Annotated in this window: 8 protein-coding genes and 5 tRNA genes; 5 read left to right on the forward strand and 8 right to left on the reverse strand. The window is 63.6% G+C overall.

Features of this window, described 5'->3' with window-relative positions:
• Window positions 1-302: 302 nt before the first annotated feature.
• Both VC212_RS16480 and VC212_RS16485 read right to left on the reverse strand, forming a co-directional pair.
• The gene (locus VC212_RS16480) at window positions 303-4,073 is read right to left on the reverse strand and encodes a PAS domain S-box protein (protein WP_055854114.1); all 3,771 of its coding nucleotides are present in this window, start codon (window positions 4,071-4,073) and stop codon (window positions 303-305) included.
• A 98-nt stretch (window positions 4,074-4,171) separates the two neighbouring features.
• A complete protein-coding gene (locus VC212_RS16485) occupies window positions 4,172-4,552 on the reverse strand; it encodes a response regulator (RefSeq protein ID WP_055854118.1) in 381 nt (126 codons plus the stop codon).
• A 139-nt stretch (window positions 4,553-4,691) separates the two neighbouring features.
• On the opposite strand from VC212_RS16485, the gene VC212_RS16490 reads away from it, so the two are divergent.
• Both VC212_RS16490 and VC212_RS16495 read left to right on the forward strand, forming a co-directional pair.
• Window positions 4,692-4,778, forward strand: a tRNA-Leu gene (locus VC212_RS16490).
• Between the two features lie 332 nt (window positions 4,779-5,110).
• Window positions 5,111-5,287, forward strand: a complete 177-nt coding sequence (locus VC212_RS16495; RefSeq protein ID WP_115560002.1) for a hypothetical protein — start codon at window positions 5,111-5,113, stop codon at window positions 5,285-5,287.
• Between the two features lie 226 nt (window positions 5,288-5,513).
• Here VC212_RS16495 and VC212_RS16500 read toward each other — a convergent pair.
• The 6 genes from VC212_RS16500 to VC212_RS16525 form a co-directional block, all read right to left on the reverse strand.
• Window positions 5,514-5,589: transfer RNA gene (locus tag VC212_RS16500), tRNA-Glu, on the reverse strand.
• Between the two features lie 47 nt (window positions 5,590-5,636).
• Window positions 5,637-5,712 (reverse strand) — tRNA-Ala (locus VC212_RS16505).
• Window positions 5,713-6,405: 693 nt separating this feature from the next.
• A tRNA-Glu gene (locus tag VC212_RS16510) sits at window positions 6,406-6,481 on the reverse strand.
• Window positions 6,482-6,528: 47 nt separating this feature from the next.
• Window positions 6,529-6,604 (reverse strand) — tRNA-Ala (locus VC212_RS16515).
• A gap of 101 nt (window positions 6,605-6,705) precedes the next feature.
• Window positions 6,706-7,167, reverse strand: coding sequence for a cytochrome c (locus VC212_RS16520; protein ID WP_055854122.1), 462 nt, complete (start codon window positions 7,165-7,167; stop codon window positions 6,706-6,708).
• A gap of 8 nt (window positions 7,168-7,175) precedes the next feature.
• Entirely contained in the window at window positions 7,176-7,577 is a 402-nt protein-coding gene (locus VC212_RS16525) for a c-type cytochrome (protein ID WP_055854124.1), read from the reverse strand.
• A 205-nt stretch (window positions 7,578-7,782) separates the two neighbouring features.
• On the opposite strand from VC212_RS16525, the gene VC212_RS16530 reads away from it, so the two are divergent.
• From VC212_RS16530 to VC212_RS16540, 3 genes are read left to right on the forward strand one after another with little or no spacing between them, the layout of a single operon-like run.
• Window positions 7,783-8,913 carry an efflux RND transporter periplasmic adaptor subunit gene (locus VC212_RS16530; RefSeq protein ID WP_055854128.1) on the forward strand — a complete coding sequence of 377 codons (1,131 nt, stop codon included), beginning with the start codon at window positions 7,783-7,785 and terminating at the stop codon, window positions 8,911-8,913.
• A complete protein-coding gene (locus VC212_RS16535; RefSeq protein WP_055854130.1) occupies window positions 8,910-12,416 on the forward strand; it encodes an efflux RND transporter permease subunit in 3,507 nt (1,168 codons plus the stop codon). The genes VC212_RS16530 and VC212_RS16535 overlap by 4 nt, the downstream gene beginning before the upstream one ends.
• On the forward strand, window positions 12,413-15,499 hold the full coding sequence (locus tag VC212_RS16540; protein WP_323526393.1) for an efflux RND transporter permease subunit: 3,087 nt from the start codon (window positions 12,413-12,415) through the stop codon (window positions 15,497-15,499). The genes VC212_RS16535 and VC212_RS16540 overlap by 4 nt, the downstream gene beginning before the upstream one ends.
• Window positions 15,500-15,649 lie beyond the last annotated feature (150 nt).

The raw sequence follows: 15,649 nt of genomic DNA on the forward strand, positions 1-15,649 counted from the left end.
GTGTGGTGTCCTGGCCGATTGCTGGACCCTGCGGCGGCATGGATGCCGCCACAGAGCCTCCATGAGCGTGTCCCGCAATCGTCGAGGCTCGACCATCTGAGCTTTTGACTGCATCTCACAAGCGACGCGACGACTCGAATCCCGTTGTGCGGATGCAGTCTGGAATGCAGTCGGGCGGCAATTGAAACGTGCCGGGGTGTCAGACGCTGCGCTCCTGCAAGAAGTCTGCATTCGCGATCGGGGCGTTGGGATTCTTCCTGCTCCTTGCCTGCATTGCTTTTATCAGCCGCTGTCGGGCGATCTCACGCCGCTCCCGGCACCGCGCGCATCGGCACCACCAAGCGTTCGATCAGATCGACCAGCCCTGGCGGCTCCACCGGCTTGCCCATATGCGCATCGAAGCCGGCCGCCACGGCACGGTCACGGTCCTCTTCGTGCACGTAGGCAGTGAGCGCGATTGCCGGGATATGCCGTGGCAGATCGAAGCGACCGGTGCGCACCGTGCGGATCAGATCGTAGCCATCGCGCAGCGGCATCGCGATATCGCTGACCAGCACATCGAACGCCGAAGTAGCCAGATAGTGCTCGGCTGCATCCACCGAGCCGGCCGCCTGCACCTGCGCGCCGGCAAGCATCAGGAACTGCATCACCGCTTCGCGCGAATCCTGATCGTCGTCGACCAACAGCACACGCACGCCGTCCAGCCGCCCATTGCAATCGGCCGGAAGTCGCCCAGGTTGGCTCGAATCCTCCGATGGCGGGCGCAGACCACTGACCCCGTGCTGGAACGGCAGCACGATTGTAAACACCGCACCCTGGCCTTCGCCGGCGCTGGAGGCCCCAAGGCTGCCGCCATGCAGATCCACCAGCTGACGCGAGATCGACAAGCCCAGCCCCAGCCCGCCAACACGCCGCGTGGTGCCGGCATCTGCCTGCCGAAACCGATCGAAGACGTGGGGCAGGAACTCCGGCGCGATGCCGATCCCGCTGTCCTGCACGCACAGCCGCAGACGTCCTTCCTCAACGTCCAATCCCACCCGTACGCTGCCGCCCGGCGCGCTGAACTTGAGCGCATTGCTGAGCAGGTTGGTGAGCACCTGCTGCAAGCGCCCGGCATCGCCGAAAAACCACAATTCGCTGCCGGCCGGCGCGTCCAGTTCCAGGGCGATCTCGCGCGCCAGCGCGGCCGGCTGCATCAGCTCCAGCGTGCTGCGCGCCAGCCCGGCAATGTCGAAATGCTCGGCCTGCAGACGGATCTTGCCGGACAGGATCGCGCTCATATCCAGCAGGTCGTCGATGATCTGCGTCTGCGCACGCGCACTGCGCTCGATGATGACCAGGCCTTTACCCAGATTCTCCGGCGCGAAGGTCTGCGCTTGCATCAGTCGCGACCAGCCCAGGATCGCATTGAGCGGCGTGCGCAATTCGTGGCTGAGCGTGGCCAAAAATTCGTCCTTGACCCGGCTGGCGTGTTCGGCCTGACCGCGCGCAGTGGTTTCCGCCTGCAGCGACAACGTGAGCTTGGCATCCACGCGCGTCCGCTCGATCACAATACCGGCCAGGTGCGATGCAGAGCGCGCCATCGCTTGTTCGCGCAGCGAGGGCAGATACGGGCGGTCGTAGTAGATGTTGAGCGTGCCCAGCACCTGGCCGTCGCTGGACAAGATCGGCGTTACACAGCACGCCGCGATTCCGAGCAGCGCCGAAACGGCATGATGAGGGCCGAAGCTTGGATCGGCCTGGAGATCGGCACAGATGACTTGCCGGCCAAGATGTGCGGCGCGCGAACAAGGCGGCCCATCCGGGCCGATCGGCGCTGGCTCGAAGTTGCCGTGATACGCAAGCGGGAAGTGCGGCGCCGAGCCGAAGCTCAAGGTATGCCGCACCTCGTCCAGCACCATCACCGAGCAATACAGCCCAATCTCACCGCGCGCCTCCACGCTCAATGCGATCGCATCCAGCACCACCGGTAACGGCGCGCCGGTGGTGATCAGGCTCAGGATCGCGCGGTCGGACGCGGTGGCATCTTCGATATGCTTGCGTTCGGAGATATCGGTGAGCGAGCCGATATGCCCGAGAAAACGTCCATCGCTGGCGAAATGCGGCGAGGCGTTATCGATACACCAACGGTACTGGCCGTCGTGGCGACGCACCCGGTATTCGGCTAAAAATTCGCCGCGCCGTTCCAGCGCCTGTTCGAAGGCCAACCGCACGCGGCCGGCATCGTCCGGATGCATCACATCCCACCAGCCCTGATCCAGCGCCTGATCTTCGGCTTGTCCGGTGAAGTCGTACCAGCGTGGGTTCCAGTACACGCAATCGCCTTGCGCGTCGGACATCCAGATCATCGCGGGAACCGTCTCGCACAGCGCACGAAAACGGATTTCGCTCTCACGCAAACGGTGCTCAAAGGTGCGGCGATCATGGATGTCGGTATATGTGCCGATCCACTCGCTGATGCAGCCGTCGTCGCCGCGGACGGGCAGGGCGCGTGCCAGATGCCAACGCGCCTGGCCGTCGTGGCGCAGCAATTCGCATTCGATCTCGTAAGCGCGCTCGTCGAGCAATGCATCCTGCCATGCCTGCACGGACAGCTGCAGACCATCTGCGGTGTGGGCCCGATGCCACGCGGCGCCTTCGTTGTTGCCCGGATCCAGCCCGGTGTATTCGTACCAGCGTTGATTGAAGTAGTGCAGCTGGCCATCGGGACCGGCGATGAAGATGATCTGCGGCAAGGTGTCGGCAAGCCGGCGCAGACGCGCTTCGCTGGCGGCCAGTTGTTGCTGCGCCTTGGCCCGCTGCATCGATTCCCAACAGCGCGCCGCCACCAGCCGCACCAGCTCGATCTCGGTCGACAACCAGCGTCGCGGTGCGCGTTGGTGCACGCCGATTGCCGCGACCAGCCGGCCATGTTTATGCAGCGGTATCGCCAACGACGCACGCAGGCCGGAGTGGCGATACTGCTCGGCCACATAGTCCGGCGCACCCGGTGCCATCGCATCGGTGGTGAACCAGGGCCGGTTGGCCAGCAGTGCATCGCGCAGGCCTTGGGCCACTTCCATCGGGAAGTCGCCTTGCAGGCTCGGCATGTCCTGCACATGGTCGCTGATCACATGCATGATGCTGCCATCTTCGGCCGCCAGTCCGAACGCACAGCGATTGGCCTGCAGGTGTTCGCCGAGCAAGCGCACGCTGGTGTCGATGACGTGCCGTGGATCGGAGACATGCTGCAAGGCGTCTTCGAGCATCAGCAGAAAACTGTCGCGAGTCTCGACGCGTCGCTGCGCAGTGACATCGAACCCGTGCACCAGAATTGCATCGACGCGACCATCGCTGTCGCGCATCGGCTGGTACAGAAAGTCGACGAAGGTTTCGTCGAGCGTGCTGCCGGGTGTGCGCTGCAGATAGGCGGTCATCGATTCGCCGATGAACGGCTGGCCGCTACGACGGACTTCGTCGAGCAGGCCGAGATAGCCTTGATCGGCGATCTCCGGCATCGCCTCCAGCAAGGGACGGCCCAGCAGGGGACGCTCGCCGACAAGATCGTGGAAGCGTTGGTTGACGCTCTCGATGATGTAGTCGGGCCCACGCAGCACGGCCATGAAGGCCGGCGACTGGTCGAGCGCGGGCGGCGCCGCAAGCGACATGGCGTCGCTACGCTGGTCGCGCGCACCACGTGCGTGCACAGCAGCTACATACAACGCGCCCACCTGCCTGCCGGCGTCCAGGATCGGACTGCACGACCAGGTCGACAGATCCATTGCAGTAAGCGCATCGCCCGGCAGACCGCCAGCCAAGTCGGCGCGCGTCAGCTCGGCAACCGGCTGGCCGAACGCAGCAGGGTGTCTTTCGCCCAATGACGCGATGCAGGCGTCGTTGTAGATGCAGCATGCGTGCTCGCCCCAGACCAATAGCATCGGGTGTTGTGCGTGCAGGCACACCGACAGCGCGGTACGCAGCGCCTGACTGGCGCAGAGCAGCGGGTCGGCGACGCATGTGGACGCCAGTACCAATGCTGCAGTTTCGCTCGTCTCCGGCAACAGGCCGGCAAACGGCGACACGGCACTTTCCATCCAGCAACCACCTGCAGATCTTGGATGCTTGATTCTAGTGACAAGCGCTCAGGTGGCAACCAAACCGCCGACAACCGGTCAGGTGGCGAGCCATGGCATCAGCTGCTGGCACTGCTCATCTGCCGGGCACGCGACAAGGCGCCGACCAATTCTTCGGAGAGATAAGGCTTGGTCAGAATGACGCCGCGTTCGAAGCCGGTGGGAATGCTGCCGCTGGCAACGCCGGTGGCCAGCACAAAGGGAATGCCGCGCTGCGAGAGCAGACGGGCAACCGGCTCGCTGGTCTGACCATTGCCCAGGCGATAGTCCAGCACGGCGATATCCGGCGCATCGGCCTGGATCAACTGCAGGGCATCCTGCACCTCGCCGACAGGGCCGACCACAGCCGCACCCGCGTGGACGAGCTGCAACTCGAGCAGCATGGCATTCATGTCATCGTTTTCGACCACGAGTACCCGAACTCCACGCAGCACCGACATTGCTTACTCCTTCACTTAAGTCGGCCAGTATATCGAGGCTGGTCGACCACGGTGTTGCCGACGCCGCTTGCAGCTGAATTCGTCAGGAGCATCCTGACACTGTTCGTTTCATTCGCAAGCCGCTATACTACGCGGCCACGCCGAAGTGGCGGAATCGGTAGACGCAGCGGACTCAAAATCCGCCGCCCTTAAAAGCGTGTGGGTTCGAGTCCCACCTTCGGCACCAAGATGTTGCAGTAACAGCGAAAGCCCTTCCGGCGCAATCCGGTGGGGCTTTTTGCTATGTGTTGTTGTGCCGCGGCAGTGCTGCGGATTGGTGACAGCGCGACGTCCGATGTGCGTGATCGCGGTGCGTTTGCGCGCAGCAGGCGTCGTTCGCTTGTTCTCAGGTCATCGCGCTGCATGTCGTCGGTTTCGCGCATCGTGCGATCGCCTTGGCCATGCTTGGCTAAAGATGCGTTTGTTCCCTACGCAACTGCGGTCTCGGTTGGCGTTGCAGGCACGCAACCATCACGCCCGGTCGGTACCGTGGACCTTTACTTCAAATAGGTAGCCACCATGGATTTTGATGCTTCGCAGCAGTTGCGCATTCTTCGCGACATCCGCGACACCAAGCCGGTGTCCGACGAGGAGGCAAATTGGGCGGTGCGTGCAGGGTATGCCGCGCAAGCCGAAGACGGCGATATCGATCTGACCCACGAGGGTCGCAAGGCGCTGGACGACGGACAGGCCTGATCTTGTGATGCAGGTGTTGTGTGGCGATGCGTGTGTGCCTGTGACAGCTCGATCGACATCGCATCCTCATGGCCGGGTGCGCCACACGCGGGTTGCATCTGCGTGGTAATCCAACGCTTGCAGAGATCGAATACTTCGCTTCGACCGGGCGGTATTCGGCATCACTGCTGAGCGCCCCAAACATGCATAAAAAAAAGCCCCGGCAGAGCCGGGGCTTTTGGATGATTGGCGTCCCCACGGGGATTCGAACCCCGGTGTCCACCGTGAAAGGGTGGTGTCCTAGGCCTCTAGACGATGGGGACGCGTATCAAAACCTCGTTGTCCATTCCAGACGGCCTAATGTCTGAAGTGGTGGAGCCAGGCGGGATCGAACCGCCGACCTCCTGCATGCCATGCAGGCGCTCTCCCAGCTGAGCTATGGCCCCGCGTTGCTGCGAGCCGGCAATCATAGCGACTGAAGACGGCTTTGGGAAGCGGTCTGTGCAAAAAAGATCTCCGGTGCTTCGGGGCATCGATCTGGATTGCGTGATCAGCACGAAGTTGCGCATGCAGCCAATCAATACGTCTCTTCTCGCGAGGGACCTTGCGATCAATCCGATGGACTGGATGGTTCGTCGTCGTTGCGGAGTAGGTAAGTGTTGCGGATGTCGTTTCGCATTAGTGCATGGACCGCAGCATCGACGCGCTGCCTTCAATCATCAACATCGTGATCAGCAGCATCGAGCGCCTGCATTCGCAACCGACGGTGCAGCCGACCTCAGCGACCAATGCTCCACGTCCATGGTGTGCGCGGCGTTCGTTGCGCGACCGCACATTGCACTCGATGCCGCGCTTGGGTCGCCGCTGACCATGCGGACGATGCGGACGCGTGATCGACGCGACTGCTTGCGCATGGCGCCTGCGCCACGCTCGCGCAGGCCGGTTCCAGTGAGCCCTCGCTCGGCAGGTCGCCGACGGTGTCGATGCACATTCGAAGCCGTGCGCAACGCGACGGCACTCGAATTTTTTTGACGCTTCCATGGCGGCAGCGAGGCTGCTGCCGAGACACAGCGCAAGCGCTCATCACTGCAAAAAACAGGCAAAAAAAAGCCCCGGCAGAGCCAGGGCTTTTGGATGATTGGCGTCCCCACGGGGATTCGAACCCCGGTGTCCACCGTGAAAGGGTGGTGTCCTAGGCCTCTAGACGATGGGGACGCAGATCAAAACCTGAGTTGTCATTTCAGACGGCCTAATGTCTGAGATGGTGGAGCCAGGCGGGATCGAACCGCCGACCTCCTGCATGCCATGCAGGCGCTCTCCCAGCTGAGCTATGGCCCCACGAAACTGAGAACGAAATGATAGCGACCCGTTAATGTTCGCGCAAGCGCTTTTTCATTCCGATTGAGACAGCGCGTGCGCTCGGCAGCGCTGCCTGAAACTCACTTGACGCCGTGCAGATCGCGCAGCTGCGTCGGCCGGGCACCGAAATATGCGGCGAGGTCGGCGATGTCCTGATCACTCAATGCAGTAGCTTGCGCGGTCATCAGCGGGTGCTGGCGGTCGCCACTGCGATAGGCCTGCAGCGCGTGCGCAAGATAGTCGCCGTACTGGCCGCCAAGCTTGGGATAGCTGGGGTCGATCGGCGCATTGCCATCGGCACCGTGGCAATCCACGCAGCTCTGGCCGGTGGCCTTGCCTTTGGTATGCGCAAGTTTGTCGCCAGCCTCGGCGCGACCGGTGGGCAAGCCGGCAGAGGAGCCAGAGCCGTGCTCGCCGCTGGCATGGCCGGCATCGCCGGCGGAGTGATCGGTGGATTCGACCTGGGATTGAGAGCAGGCCGCCATCATCAGGGCAGCGACCAGGACGATGGCTAGACGCGGAGCGTGCAGGGCGTTCGGCATGTGGGCGCTTATTTGAGGGTGGACAGGAAGGCGGAGATGTCGGCGATGTCCTGCTCGGAGAAACTCTGCGCCTGCGCCTGCATGGTCGGGTGTTTACGCTTGCCCTGGCGGTATTCGGTCAGCGCTTGGGTCAGATACTGACTGGACTGGCCGCCGATCTTGGGCACGCGGTAACTGGGGTAGGCGTTCTTGTAGCCGGTCAAGCCGTGGCAGCCCTGGCAGGTATACGCCAGCAGGCGGCCATTGGAGGGATTGCCGGTCGGCGCTGCGGGCGCGGCGGCAGCAGGTGCGGCGGCGGCAGGCGCCGGCGTGGCCGGTACTGCTGGCGTGACTGACGGTGTCGCTGATGCGCCCCCAAACGGCAGGAAGACGACCAGAGCGAGACAAGCGGCGAGCGGCTGCGGGCGCATGGTTTCGTATCCGGAAGACTGATTGAGCGTCCGCACGGTGGGGGCGTGACGGAACCGGACCGAGTATGCCTGCGAATTGGCGTGGAGCAAACGGGGTGAATACGCGAAGTTGAACAGACCATGACCTTTGGCGCATTGGCGACATGCATGCTCGGGTGGTTTACTTGCCTACAACACCTGTTCACGCATCCACTAGGACACGACGATGTCGCCACTCTCCTTCTTGCCCGGCCGCAGCGGAATTTGCGCCGCCGCAGTATTGATCTCCACCAGTCTGTTGTTGGGCGGCTGCAAGACCGGCGATGGGGAAGCCAAGGCCACCGAAGAAAAAAAGGCCGTCGATACCGTGCCGGTGGAAATCGCCAAGGCGGCGCGTCGCGCGGTGGCTGCCAGCTATACCGGTACCGCGGCACTGGAGCCGCGTGCGGAAGCGCAGGTGGTCGCCAAGACCTCCGGCGTGGCATTGGCGGTGATGGTGGAAGAGGGTCAGAAAGTGTCGGCCGGCCAGGCGCTGGTGCGACTGGATCCGGATCGCGCGCATCTGGCCGTTGCGCAAAGCGAAGCGCAACTACGCAAGCTGGAAAACAGCTACCGCCGCGCCACGCAATTGGTCGGTCAGCAGCTGGTGAGCGCAGCCGATGTGGATCAGCTCAAGTTCGATGTGGAAAACAGCCGCGCGCAGCACCGGCTGGCATCGCTGGAGCTGTCCTACACCACGGTGCAGGCGCCGATTTCCGGCGTGATCGCCTCGCGTTCGATCAAGACCGGCAACTTCGTGCAGATCAACACGCCTATCTTCCGCATCGTCGACGACTCGCAGCTGGAAGCCACGCTCAACGTGCCCGAGCGCGAACTGGCGACGTTGAAATCGGGCCAGCCGGTGACCTTGCTGGCCGATGCGCTGCCGGGCCAGCAGTTCGTGGGCAAGGTGGATCGCATTGCGCCGGTGGTGGATTCGGGCAGCGGCACGTTCCGTGTGGTGTGCGCCTTCGGCAAGGGCGCCGAGTCGCTGCAGCCGGGCATGTTCGGGCGCATCCGTATCGATTACGACCAGCGCAAGGATGCATTGGTGATTCCGCGCCTGGCGCTGCTCGATGATGGTGAGCCTGCGGTGTTCGTGGTGCGCAATGGCAAGGCCAGCCGCGTCCCGGTGAAACTTGGTTACGCCGAAGGCCCGTGGCTGGAAGTGCGTCAGGGTTTGAAGGAAGGCGATCAGGTGGTGACCGCCGGCAAGGTGGCACTGCGCGATGGCACTGCCGTGCAGGTGATTGGTCAGCCCGATCGCAAGCCGGTCGCGGTAGCTCCGGCTGCTGCACGCGATGAGACGCACTCATGAGCGGCCACGGCAACGTGCACGGCTCCTTGCACGACCCGCAGCTGCCAACGCCTGGCGGCGGGCTGGTGGCCTTCGCAACACGGCGGCGCGTGACCATCGCCATGATCACCGTGACCATGCTGTTGTTCGGCCTGATCGCGCTACGTAGCCTCAAGGTCAATCTGCTCCCCGACCTGAGCTACCCCACGCTCACCGTGCGCACCGAATACACCGGCGCGGCGCCGGCGGAAATCGAAACGTTGGTGACCGAACCGGTGGAAGAAGCCGTCGGCGTGGTCAAGAACCTGCGCAAGCTCAAGTCGATCTCGCGCACCGGGCAGAGCGATGTGGTGCTGGAATTCGCCTGGGGCACCAACATGGACCAGGCAGGCCTGGAAGTGCGCGACAAGATGGAAGCGCTGTCGCTGCCGCTGGAAACCAAGCCGCCGGTGCTGCTGCGCTTCAATCCATCCACCGAACCGATCATGCGGCTGGCGTTGTCGCCCAAGCAGGCCCCGGCGTCGGACGCCGATGCGATCCGTCAGCTCACCGGCCTTCGCCGCTATGCCGACGAAGACCTGAAAAAGAAGCTCGAACCGGTGGCCGGTGTGGCTGCGGTCAAGGTCGGCGGCGGGCTGGAAGACGAGATCCAGGTCGATATCGATCAGCAGAAACTGGCGCAGCTCAATCTGCCCATCGACAACGTGATCACCCGACTCAAGGAAGAGAACGTCAACATCTCCGGCGGCCGGCTGGAAGAAGGCTCGCAGCGGTATCTGGTGCGCACGGTGAACCAGTTTGTGGATCTGGACGAGATCCGCAACATGCTGGTCACCACGCAGAGCAGCAGTAGCAGCGCCGCCGATGCAGCGATGCAGCAGATGTATGCGATTGCCGCGTCCACCGGCTCGCAGGCGGCGCTGGCGGCAGCGGCGGAAGTGCAGAGCACGTCGTCGGCGTCCAGCAGCAGCATCGCCGGCGGCATGCCGGTGCGGCTGAAAGATGTGGCCGACGTGCGCCAAGGCTACAAGGAGCGCGAGGCGATCATCCGTCTGGGCGGCAAGGAAGCGGTGGAGCTGGCGATCTACAAGGAAGGCGATGCCAACACCGTGTCCACAGCGGCCGCACTGCGCGCGCGACTGGAGCAACTCAAGGCAACCGTGCCGGGCGATGTGCAGATCACCACCATCGAAGACCAGTCGCACTTCATCGAACACGCGATCAGCGATGTCAAAAAAGATGCGGTGATCGGCGGTGTGCTGGCGATCCTGATCATCTTCCTGTTCCTGCGCGACGGCTGGAGCACGTTCGTGATCAGCCTGTCGTTGCCGGTGTCGATCATCACCACGTTCTTCTTCATGGGCCAGCTTGGCTTGAGCCTCAACGTGATGTCGCTGGGCGGGCTGGCACTGGCTACCGGCCTGGTGGTGGACGATTCGATCGTGGTGCTGGAGAGCATCGCCAAGGCGCGCGAACGTGGCTTGAGCGTGCTGGATGCGGCCATCGCCGGCACCCGTGAAGTGAGCATGGCGGTGATGGCCTCCACGTTGACCACCATTGCGGTGTTCCTGCCGCTGGTGTTCGTGGAAGGCATTGCCGGGCAGCTGTTCCGCGATCAGGCGCTGACGGTGGCGATCGCCATTGCGATCTCGTTGGTGGTGTCGATGACGCTGATTCCGATGCTGAGCTCACTGAAGGGTGCGCCACCGATGGCGTTTCCGGATGAGCCGGACCACCCGGATTGGACGCCCGAACAGCGTTGGCTCAAGCCAGTGGCTGCCGGCCGTCGCGGGGCGGGGGCCAGCGTGCGCTATGCGTTCTTCGGCGGGGCGTGGGCGGTGGTCAAATTGTGGCGCGGCATCGCACGGGTGGTGTCGCCGGTGATGCGCAAGGCCAGCGACATTGCGATGGCGCCGTACGGCCGTGCCGAGCGTGGCTATCTGGCGATGTTGCCGGCAGCGTTGCGTCGGCCCGGTCTGGTACTGGGATTGGCCGCGGCCGCGTTTGTCGGCACCGTGCTGTTGGTGCCGATGCTGGGGGCGGACCTGATCCCGCAGCTGGCGCAGGATCGCTTTGAAATGACCGTGAAGCTGCCGTCCGGCACGCCGCTTGCGCAGACCGATGCACTGGTGCGCGAGCTGCAACTCGCGCACGACAAAGACCCCGGCATCGCGTCGTTGTATGGCGTGAGCGGCAGCGGCACGCGGCTGGATGCCAACCCCACCGAAAGTGGGGAGAACATCGGCAAGCTCACCGTGGTGATGGCCGGCGGCGGCAGCCCTGAAGTGGAAGCGGCGGCGACGCAGCGTTTGCGCAGCAGCATGGTCGGGCACCCCGGTGCGCAGGTGGATTTCGCACGGCCGGCGTTGTTTAGTTTCTCGACTCCGCTGGAAGTGGAATTGCGCGGTCAGGATCTGGGCGAGCTGGAGCGGGCCGGGCAAAAACTGGCCGCGATGCTGCGCGCCAACGGCCACTATGCCGACGTCAAATCGACCGTGGAAGAGGGCTTTCCGGAGATCCAGATCCGCTTCGATCAAGAGCGTGCCGGTGCACTGGGCTTGACCACGCGGCAGATCGCCGATGTCATCGTCAAGAAGGTGCGTGGAGATGTGGCCACGCGTTACAGCTTTCGCGACCGCAAGATCGATGTGCTGGTGCGTGCGCAGCACAGCGACCGCGCCAGCGTGGATGCGATCCGCCAGCTGATCGTCAATCCGGGCAGCAGTCGCCCCGTGCGCCTGGCCGCCGTGGCCGAGGTGCTGGCGACGACCGGCCCGAGCGAGATCCATCGCGCCGATCAGACCCGCGTGGCGATCGTGTCGGCCAGCCTGAAGGACATCGACCTGGGCGGTGCGGTGCGCGAAGTGGAAACGCTGGTCCGCAAGGACCCGTTGGCTGCCGGCGTCGGCATGCATATCGGCGGGCAGGGCGAGGAGCTGGCGCAGTCGGTCAAGTCGTTGTTGTTTGCGTTCGGGCTGGCGATCTTTCTGGTCTATCTGGTGATGGCGTCGCAGTTCGAATCGCTGCTGCACCCGTTCGTCATCCTGTTCACCATCCCGCTGGCGATGGTGGGCGCGGTGCTGGCGCTGCTGATGACCGGCAAGCCGGTCTCGGTGGTGGTGTTCATCGGCCTGATCCTGCTGGTGGGCCTGGTGACCAAGAACGCGATCATCCTGATCGACAAGGTCAACCAGTTGCGCGAAGAAGGCGTGCCCAAGCGCGAGGCCCTGATCGAAGGCGCACGCTCGCGTCTGCGGCCGATCGTCATGACCACGCTGTGCACCTTGTTCGGCTTCTTGCCGCTGGCGGTGGCGATGGGCGAGGGCGCGGAAGTGCGCGCACCGATGGCGATCACCGTGATTGGTGGCCTGCTGGTGTCCACGCTGCTGACCCTGCTGGTGATTCCGGTGGTGTACGACTTGCTGGATCGCCGTGCGGACGCGTACTACCTGGAGCGCGGCCGTCGCATGGCGCGTCAGCAGGCGCAGACGCGTGAAAACACCGACGGACTGGAGGCGCTATGAGCGTTGCGGCCTTCAGCATTCGTCGCCCGGTCACCACCATCATGTGCTTTGTGTCGTTGGTGGTGGTGGGCTTGATCGCCGCCTTCCGGTTGCCGTTGGAGGCATTGCCGGACATCTCGGCACCGTTCCTGTTCGTGCAATTGCCCTACACCGGCTCCACGCCGGACGAGGTGGAGCGCAATCTGGTGCGGCCGGCCGAAGAAGCCTTGGCCACGATGACCGGCATCAAGCGCATGCGCTCCACCGCCACTGCCGATGGCGCCAACATCTTTATCGAGTTCTCCGATTGGGACCGCGATATCGCCATCGCCGCATCGGATGCGCGCGAGCGGCTGGATGCGATTCGCGACGAATTTCCCGACGATCTGCAGCGCTTCCATATCTTCAAATGGTCCAGTAGCGACGAGCCGGTGCTCAAGGTGCGCCTGGCCAGCCAGACCGATCTGACCGGCGCGTACGACATGCTCGACCGCGAGTTCAAGCGGCGCATCGAGCGCATTCCCGGTGTGGCGAAGGTCGAAATTTCCGGCGCCCCACCCAACGAGGTGGAGATCGCCATCGCGCCGGATCGCCTCACCGCGCACGACCTCAGCCTCAACGACCTGAGCGAGCGGCTGGGCAAGCTCAATTTCTCGGTGTCCGCCGGGCAGATCGACGACAACGGACAGCGCATTCGGGTGCAGCCCATCGGCGAGTTGCGCGACCTGCAGGAACTGCGTGATCTGGTCCTCAATGCCAAGGGGTTGCGTCTTGGCGATATCGCCGAGGTGCGCCTCAAGCCCACGCGCATGAACTACGGGCGGCGGCTGGATGGGCGCCCGGCGATCGGTCTGGATGTCTTCAAGGAGCGCAGCGCCAATCTGGTGGAAGTGTCCAAGGCCGCGCTGAAAGAGGTGGAAGACATTCGCGCCGAGCCCGCGATGCGCGACATACAGATCAAGGTCATCGACAACCAGGGCAAGGCCGTGACCTCGTCGCTGGCCGAACTCGCCGAGGCCGGGGCGGTGGGCCTGTTGTTGTCGATCACCGTGCTGTTCTTTTTTCTGCGGCATTGGCCATCGACCTTGATGGTGACGCTGGCGATCCCGATCTGCTTTGCGATCACGTTGGGCTTCATGTATTTCGTCGGCGTCACGCTCAACATCCTGACGATGATGGGCTTGCTGCTCGCGGTGGGCATGCTGGTGGACAACGCCGTGGTGGTGGTGGAAAGCATCTACCAGGAGCGCGAGCGCATGCCCGGGCAGCCGCAGCTGGCGGCATTGCTGGGCACCCGCAGCGTGGCGATTGCGCTGAGTGCAGGTACGTTGTGCCATTGCATCGTGTTCGTGCCGAATCTGTTCGGCGAAACCAACAACATCTCCATTTTCATGGCGCAGATCGCGATCACCATTTCGGTGTCGCTGTTGGCATCGTGGCTGGTGGCGATCAGCCTGATTCCGATGCTGTCGGCGCGCATGAAGACGCCGCCGATGGTGACCTCCGATCATGGCGTGATCGCCAGGCTGCAACAGCGCTATGCGCGGGTGCTTGCATGGACGCTGGCCCATCGCGGCTGGAGCGTGGCCGGGATCATCCTGGTGAGCGCCATCAGTTTGGTGCCGATGAAACTGACCAAGGTCGACATGTTCGGCGGCGATGGCGGCAACGAGGCCTTTATCCAATATCAGTGGAAGGGCTCGTACACACATGAGCAGCTGGGCGAAGAGGTCGGGCGAGTCGAGAATTACCTGGAAGCCAATCGCGAGAAATACCACATCACCCAGGTCTATTCGTGGTTCAGCGAGGTGGAAGGCAGCAGCACGACGGTGACCTTCGATGCGAGCAAGGTCAAAGACCTGCCGCCATTGCTGGAGCAGATCCGTAAGGCGTTGCCGCGTTCTGCGCGTGCCGACTACAGCATCGGCAATCAGGGCGATGGTGCTAGCGGCAACCAGGGCGTGCAGGTGCAATTGGTTGGCGACTCCACCGAGGCGCTCAAGTCGCTGGCCGATGAGGTGGTCCCGCTGCTGGCGCAACGCAAGGAGTTGCGCGACGTGCATGTGGATACCGGCGATCGCACCAGCGAGCTGGCGATCCGCGTCGATCGCGAGCGTGCTGCCGCGTTCGGTTTCAGTGCGGAGCAGGTGGCCAGTTTCGTGGGGTTGGCACTGCGCGGTACGCCGCTGCGCGAGTTCCGTCGTGGCGACAATGAAGTGCCGGTGTGGGTGCGTTTTGCCGGCGCCGAGCAAAGCAAACCGGAAGATCTGGCAGGCTTCAGCGTACGCACCAAGGATGGCCGCAGCGTGCCGCTGCTGAGTCTGGTCGATGTGCAGATCCGCCCGGCGGCCACCCAGATCGGACGTACCAATCGCCAGACCACGTTGACCATCAAGGCCAATCTGGCCGAAAAAATCACCGTGCCGGAAGCACGCGCGGCGATGGAAAAGCCGCTCAAGGCAATGAATTTTCCTGCCGGTTACAGCTACACCTTCGATGGCGGCAACTATCAGAACGACGGCGAAGCGATGGGCCAGATGCTGTTCAACTTGGTGATCGCGTTGGTGATGATTTATGTGGTGATGGCGGCGGTGTTCGAATCGCTGCTGTTCCCGGCCGCGATCATGAGCGGCGTGCTGTTTTCGATCTTCGGTGTGTTCTGGCTGTTCTGGATCACCGGCACCTCGTTCGGCATCATGTCCTTCATCGGCATCCTGGTGCTGATGGGTGTGGTGGTGAACAACGGCATCGTGATGATCGAGCACATCAACAATTTGCGCCGACGCGGCATGGGCCGGACGCAGGCGCTTGTGGAGGGCTCACGCGAGCGGCTGCGGCCGATCATGATGACGATGGGCACCGCGATCCTGGCGATGGTGCCGATCTCGCTGACCAGCACCACGATGTTCAGCGACGGCCCGCCGTACTTCCCGATGGCCCGCGCCATCGCCGGCGGCCTGGCGTTTTCCACCGTGGTGAGCCTGCTGTTCCTGCCGACGATCTACGCGATTCTCGACGACATGAGCAACGGCGCAGCGGCGCTGGTACGACGTGCGCGGGGTGTGCCGAAGACGACGCAGGCGAGAGCCTCGCTGGAGTCTTGAACGACCAACGATCCGTCTCAAAGCCCCTCTCCCGCCGGGAGAGGGGTTGGGGTGAGGGTACGGTTTTCCGGGTACTGCCAAGTGCGCGGCTGTTGGTTACTGGCTTCGGTAAGCGGCGTCAGCGCGGCCGGGGACTGGCTCTTCGGCTCG

The sequence above is a fragment of the Xanthomonas sp. WHRI 8932A genome (assembly GCF_035012785.1).
In the GTDB taxonomy this organism is placed as follows: domain Bacteria; phylum Pseudomonadota; class Gammaproteobacteria; order Xanthomonadales; family Xanthomonadaceae; genus Xanthomonas.

Coding starts and splice junctions, on each gene's coding strand:
- VC212_RS16480 (WP_055854114.1), bottom strand. CDS start 4,073: ATGGAAAGTGCCGTGTCGCCGTTTGCCGGCCTGTTGCCGGAGACGAGC.
- VC212_RS16485 (WP_055854118.1), bottom strand. CDS start 4,552: ATGTCGGTGCTGCGTGGAGTTCGGGTACTCGTGGTCGAAAACGATGAC.
- VC212_RS16495 (WP_115560002.1), top strand. CDS start 5,111: ATGGATTTTGATGCTTCGCAGCAGTTGCGCATTCTTCGCGACATCCGC.
- VC212_RS16520 (WP_055854122.1), bottom strand. CDS start 7,167: ATGCCGAACGCCCTGCACGCTCCGCGTCTAGCCATCGTCCTGGTCGCT.
- VC212_RS16525 (WP_055854124.1), bottom strand. CDS start 7,577: ATGCGCCCGCAGCCGCTCGCCGCTTGTCTCGCTCTGGTCGTCTTCCTG.
- VC212_RS16530 (WP_055854128.1), top strand. CDS start 7,783: ATGTCGCCACTCTCCTTCTTGCCCGGCCGCAGCGGAATTTGCGCCGCC.
- VC212_RS16535 (WP_055854130.1), top strand. CDS start 8,910: ATGAGCGGCCACGGCAACGTGCACGGCTCCTTGCACGACCCGCAGCTG.
- VC212_RS16540 (WP_323526393.1), top strand. CDS start 12,413: ATGAGCGTTGCGGCCTTCAGCATTCGTCGCCCGGTCACCACCATCATG.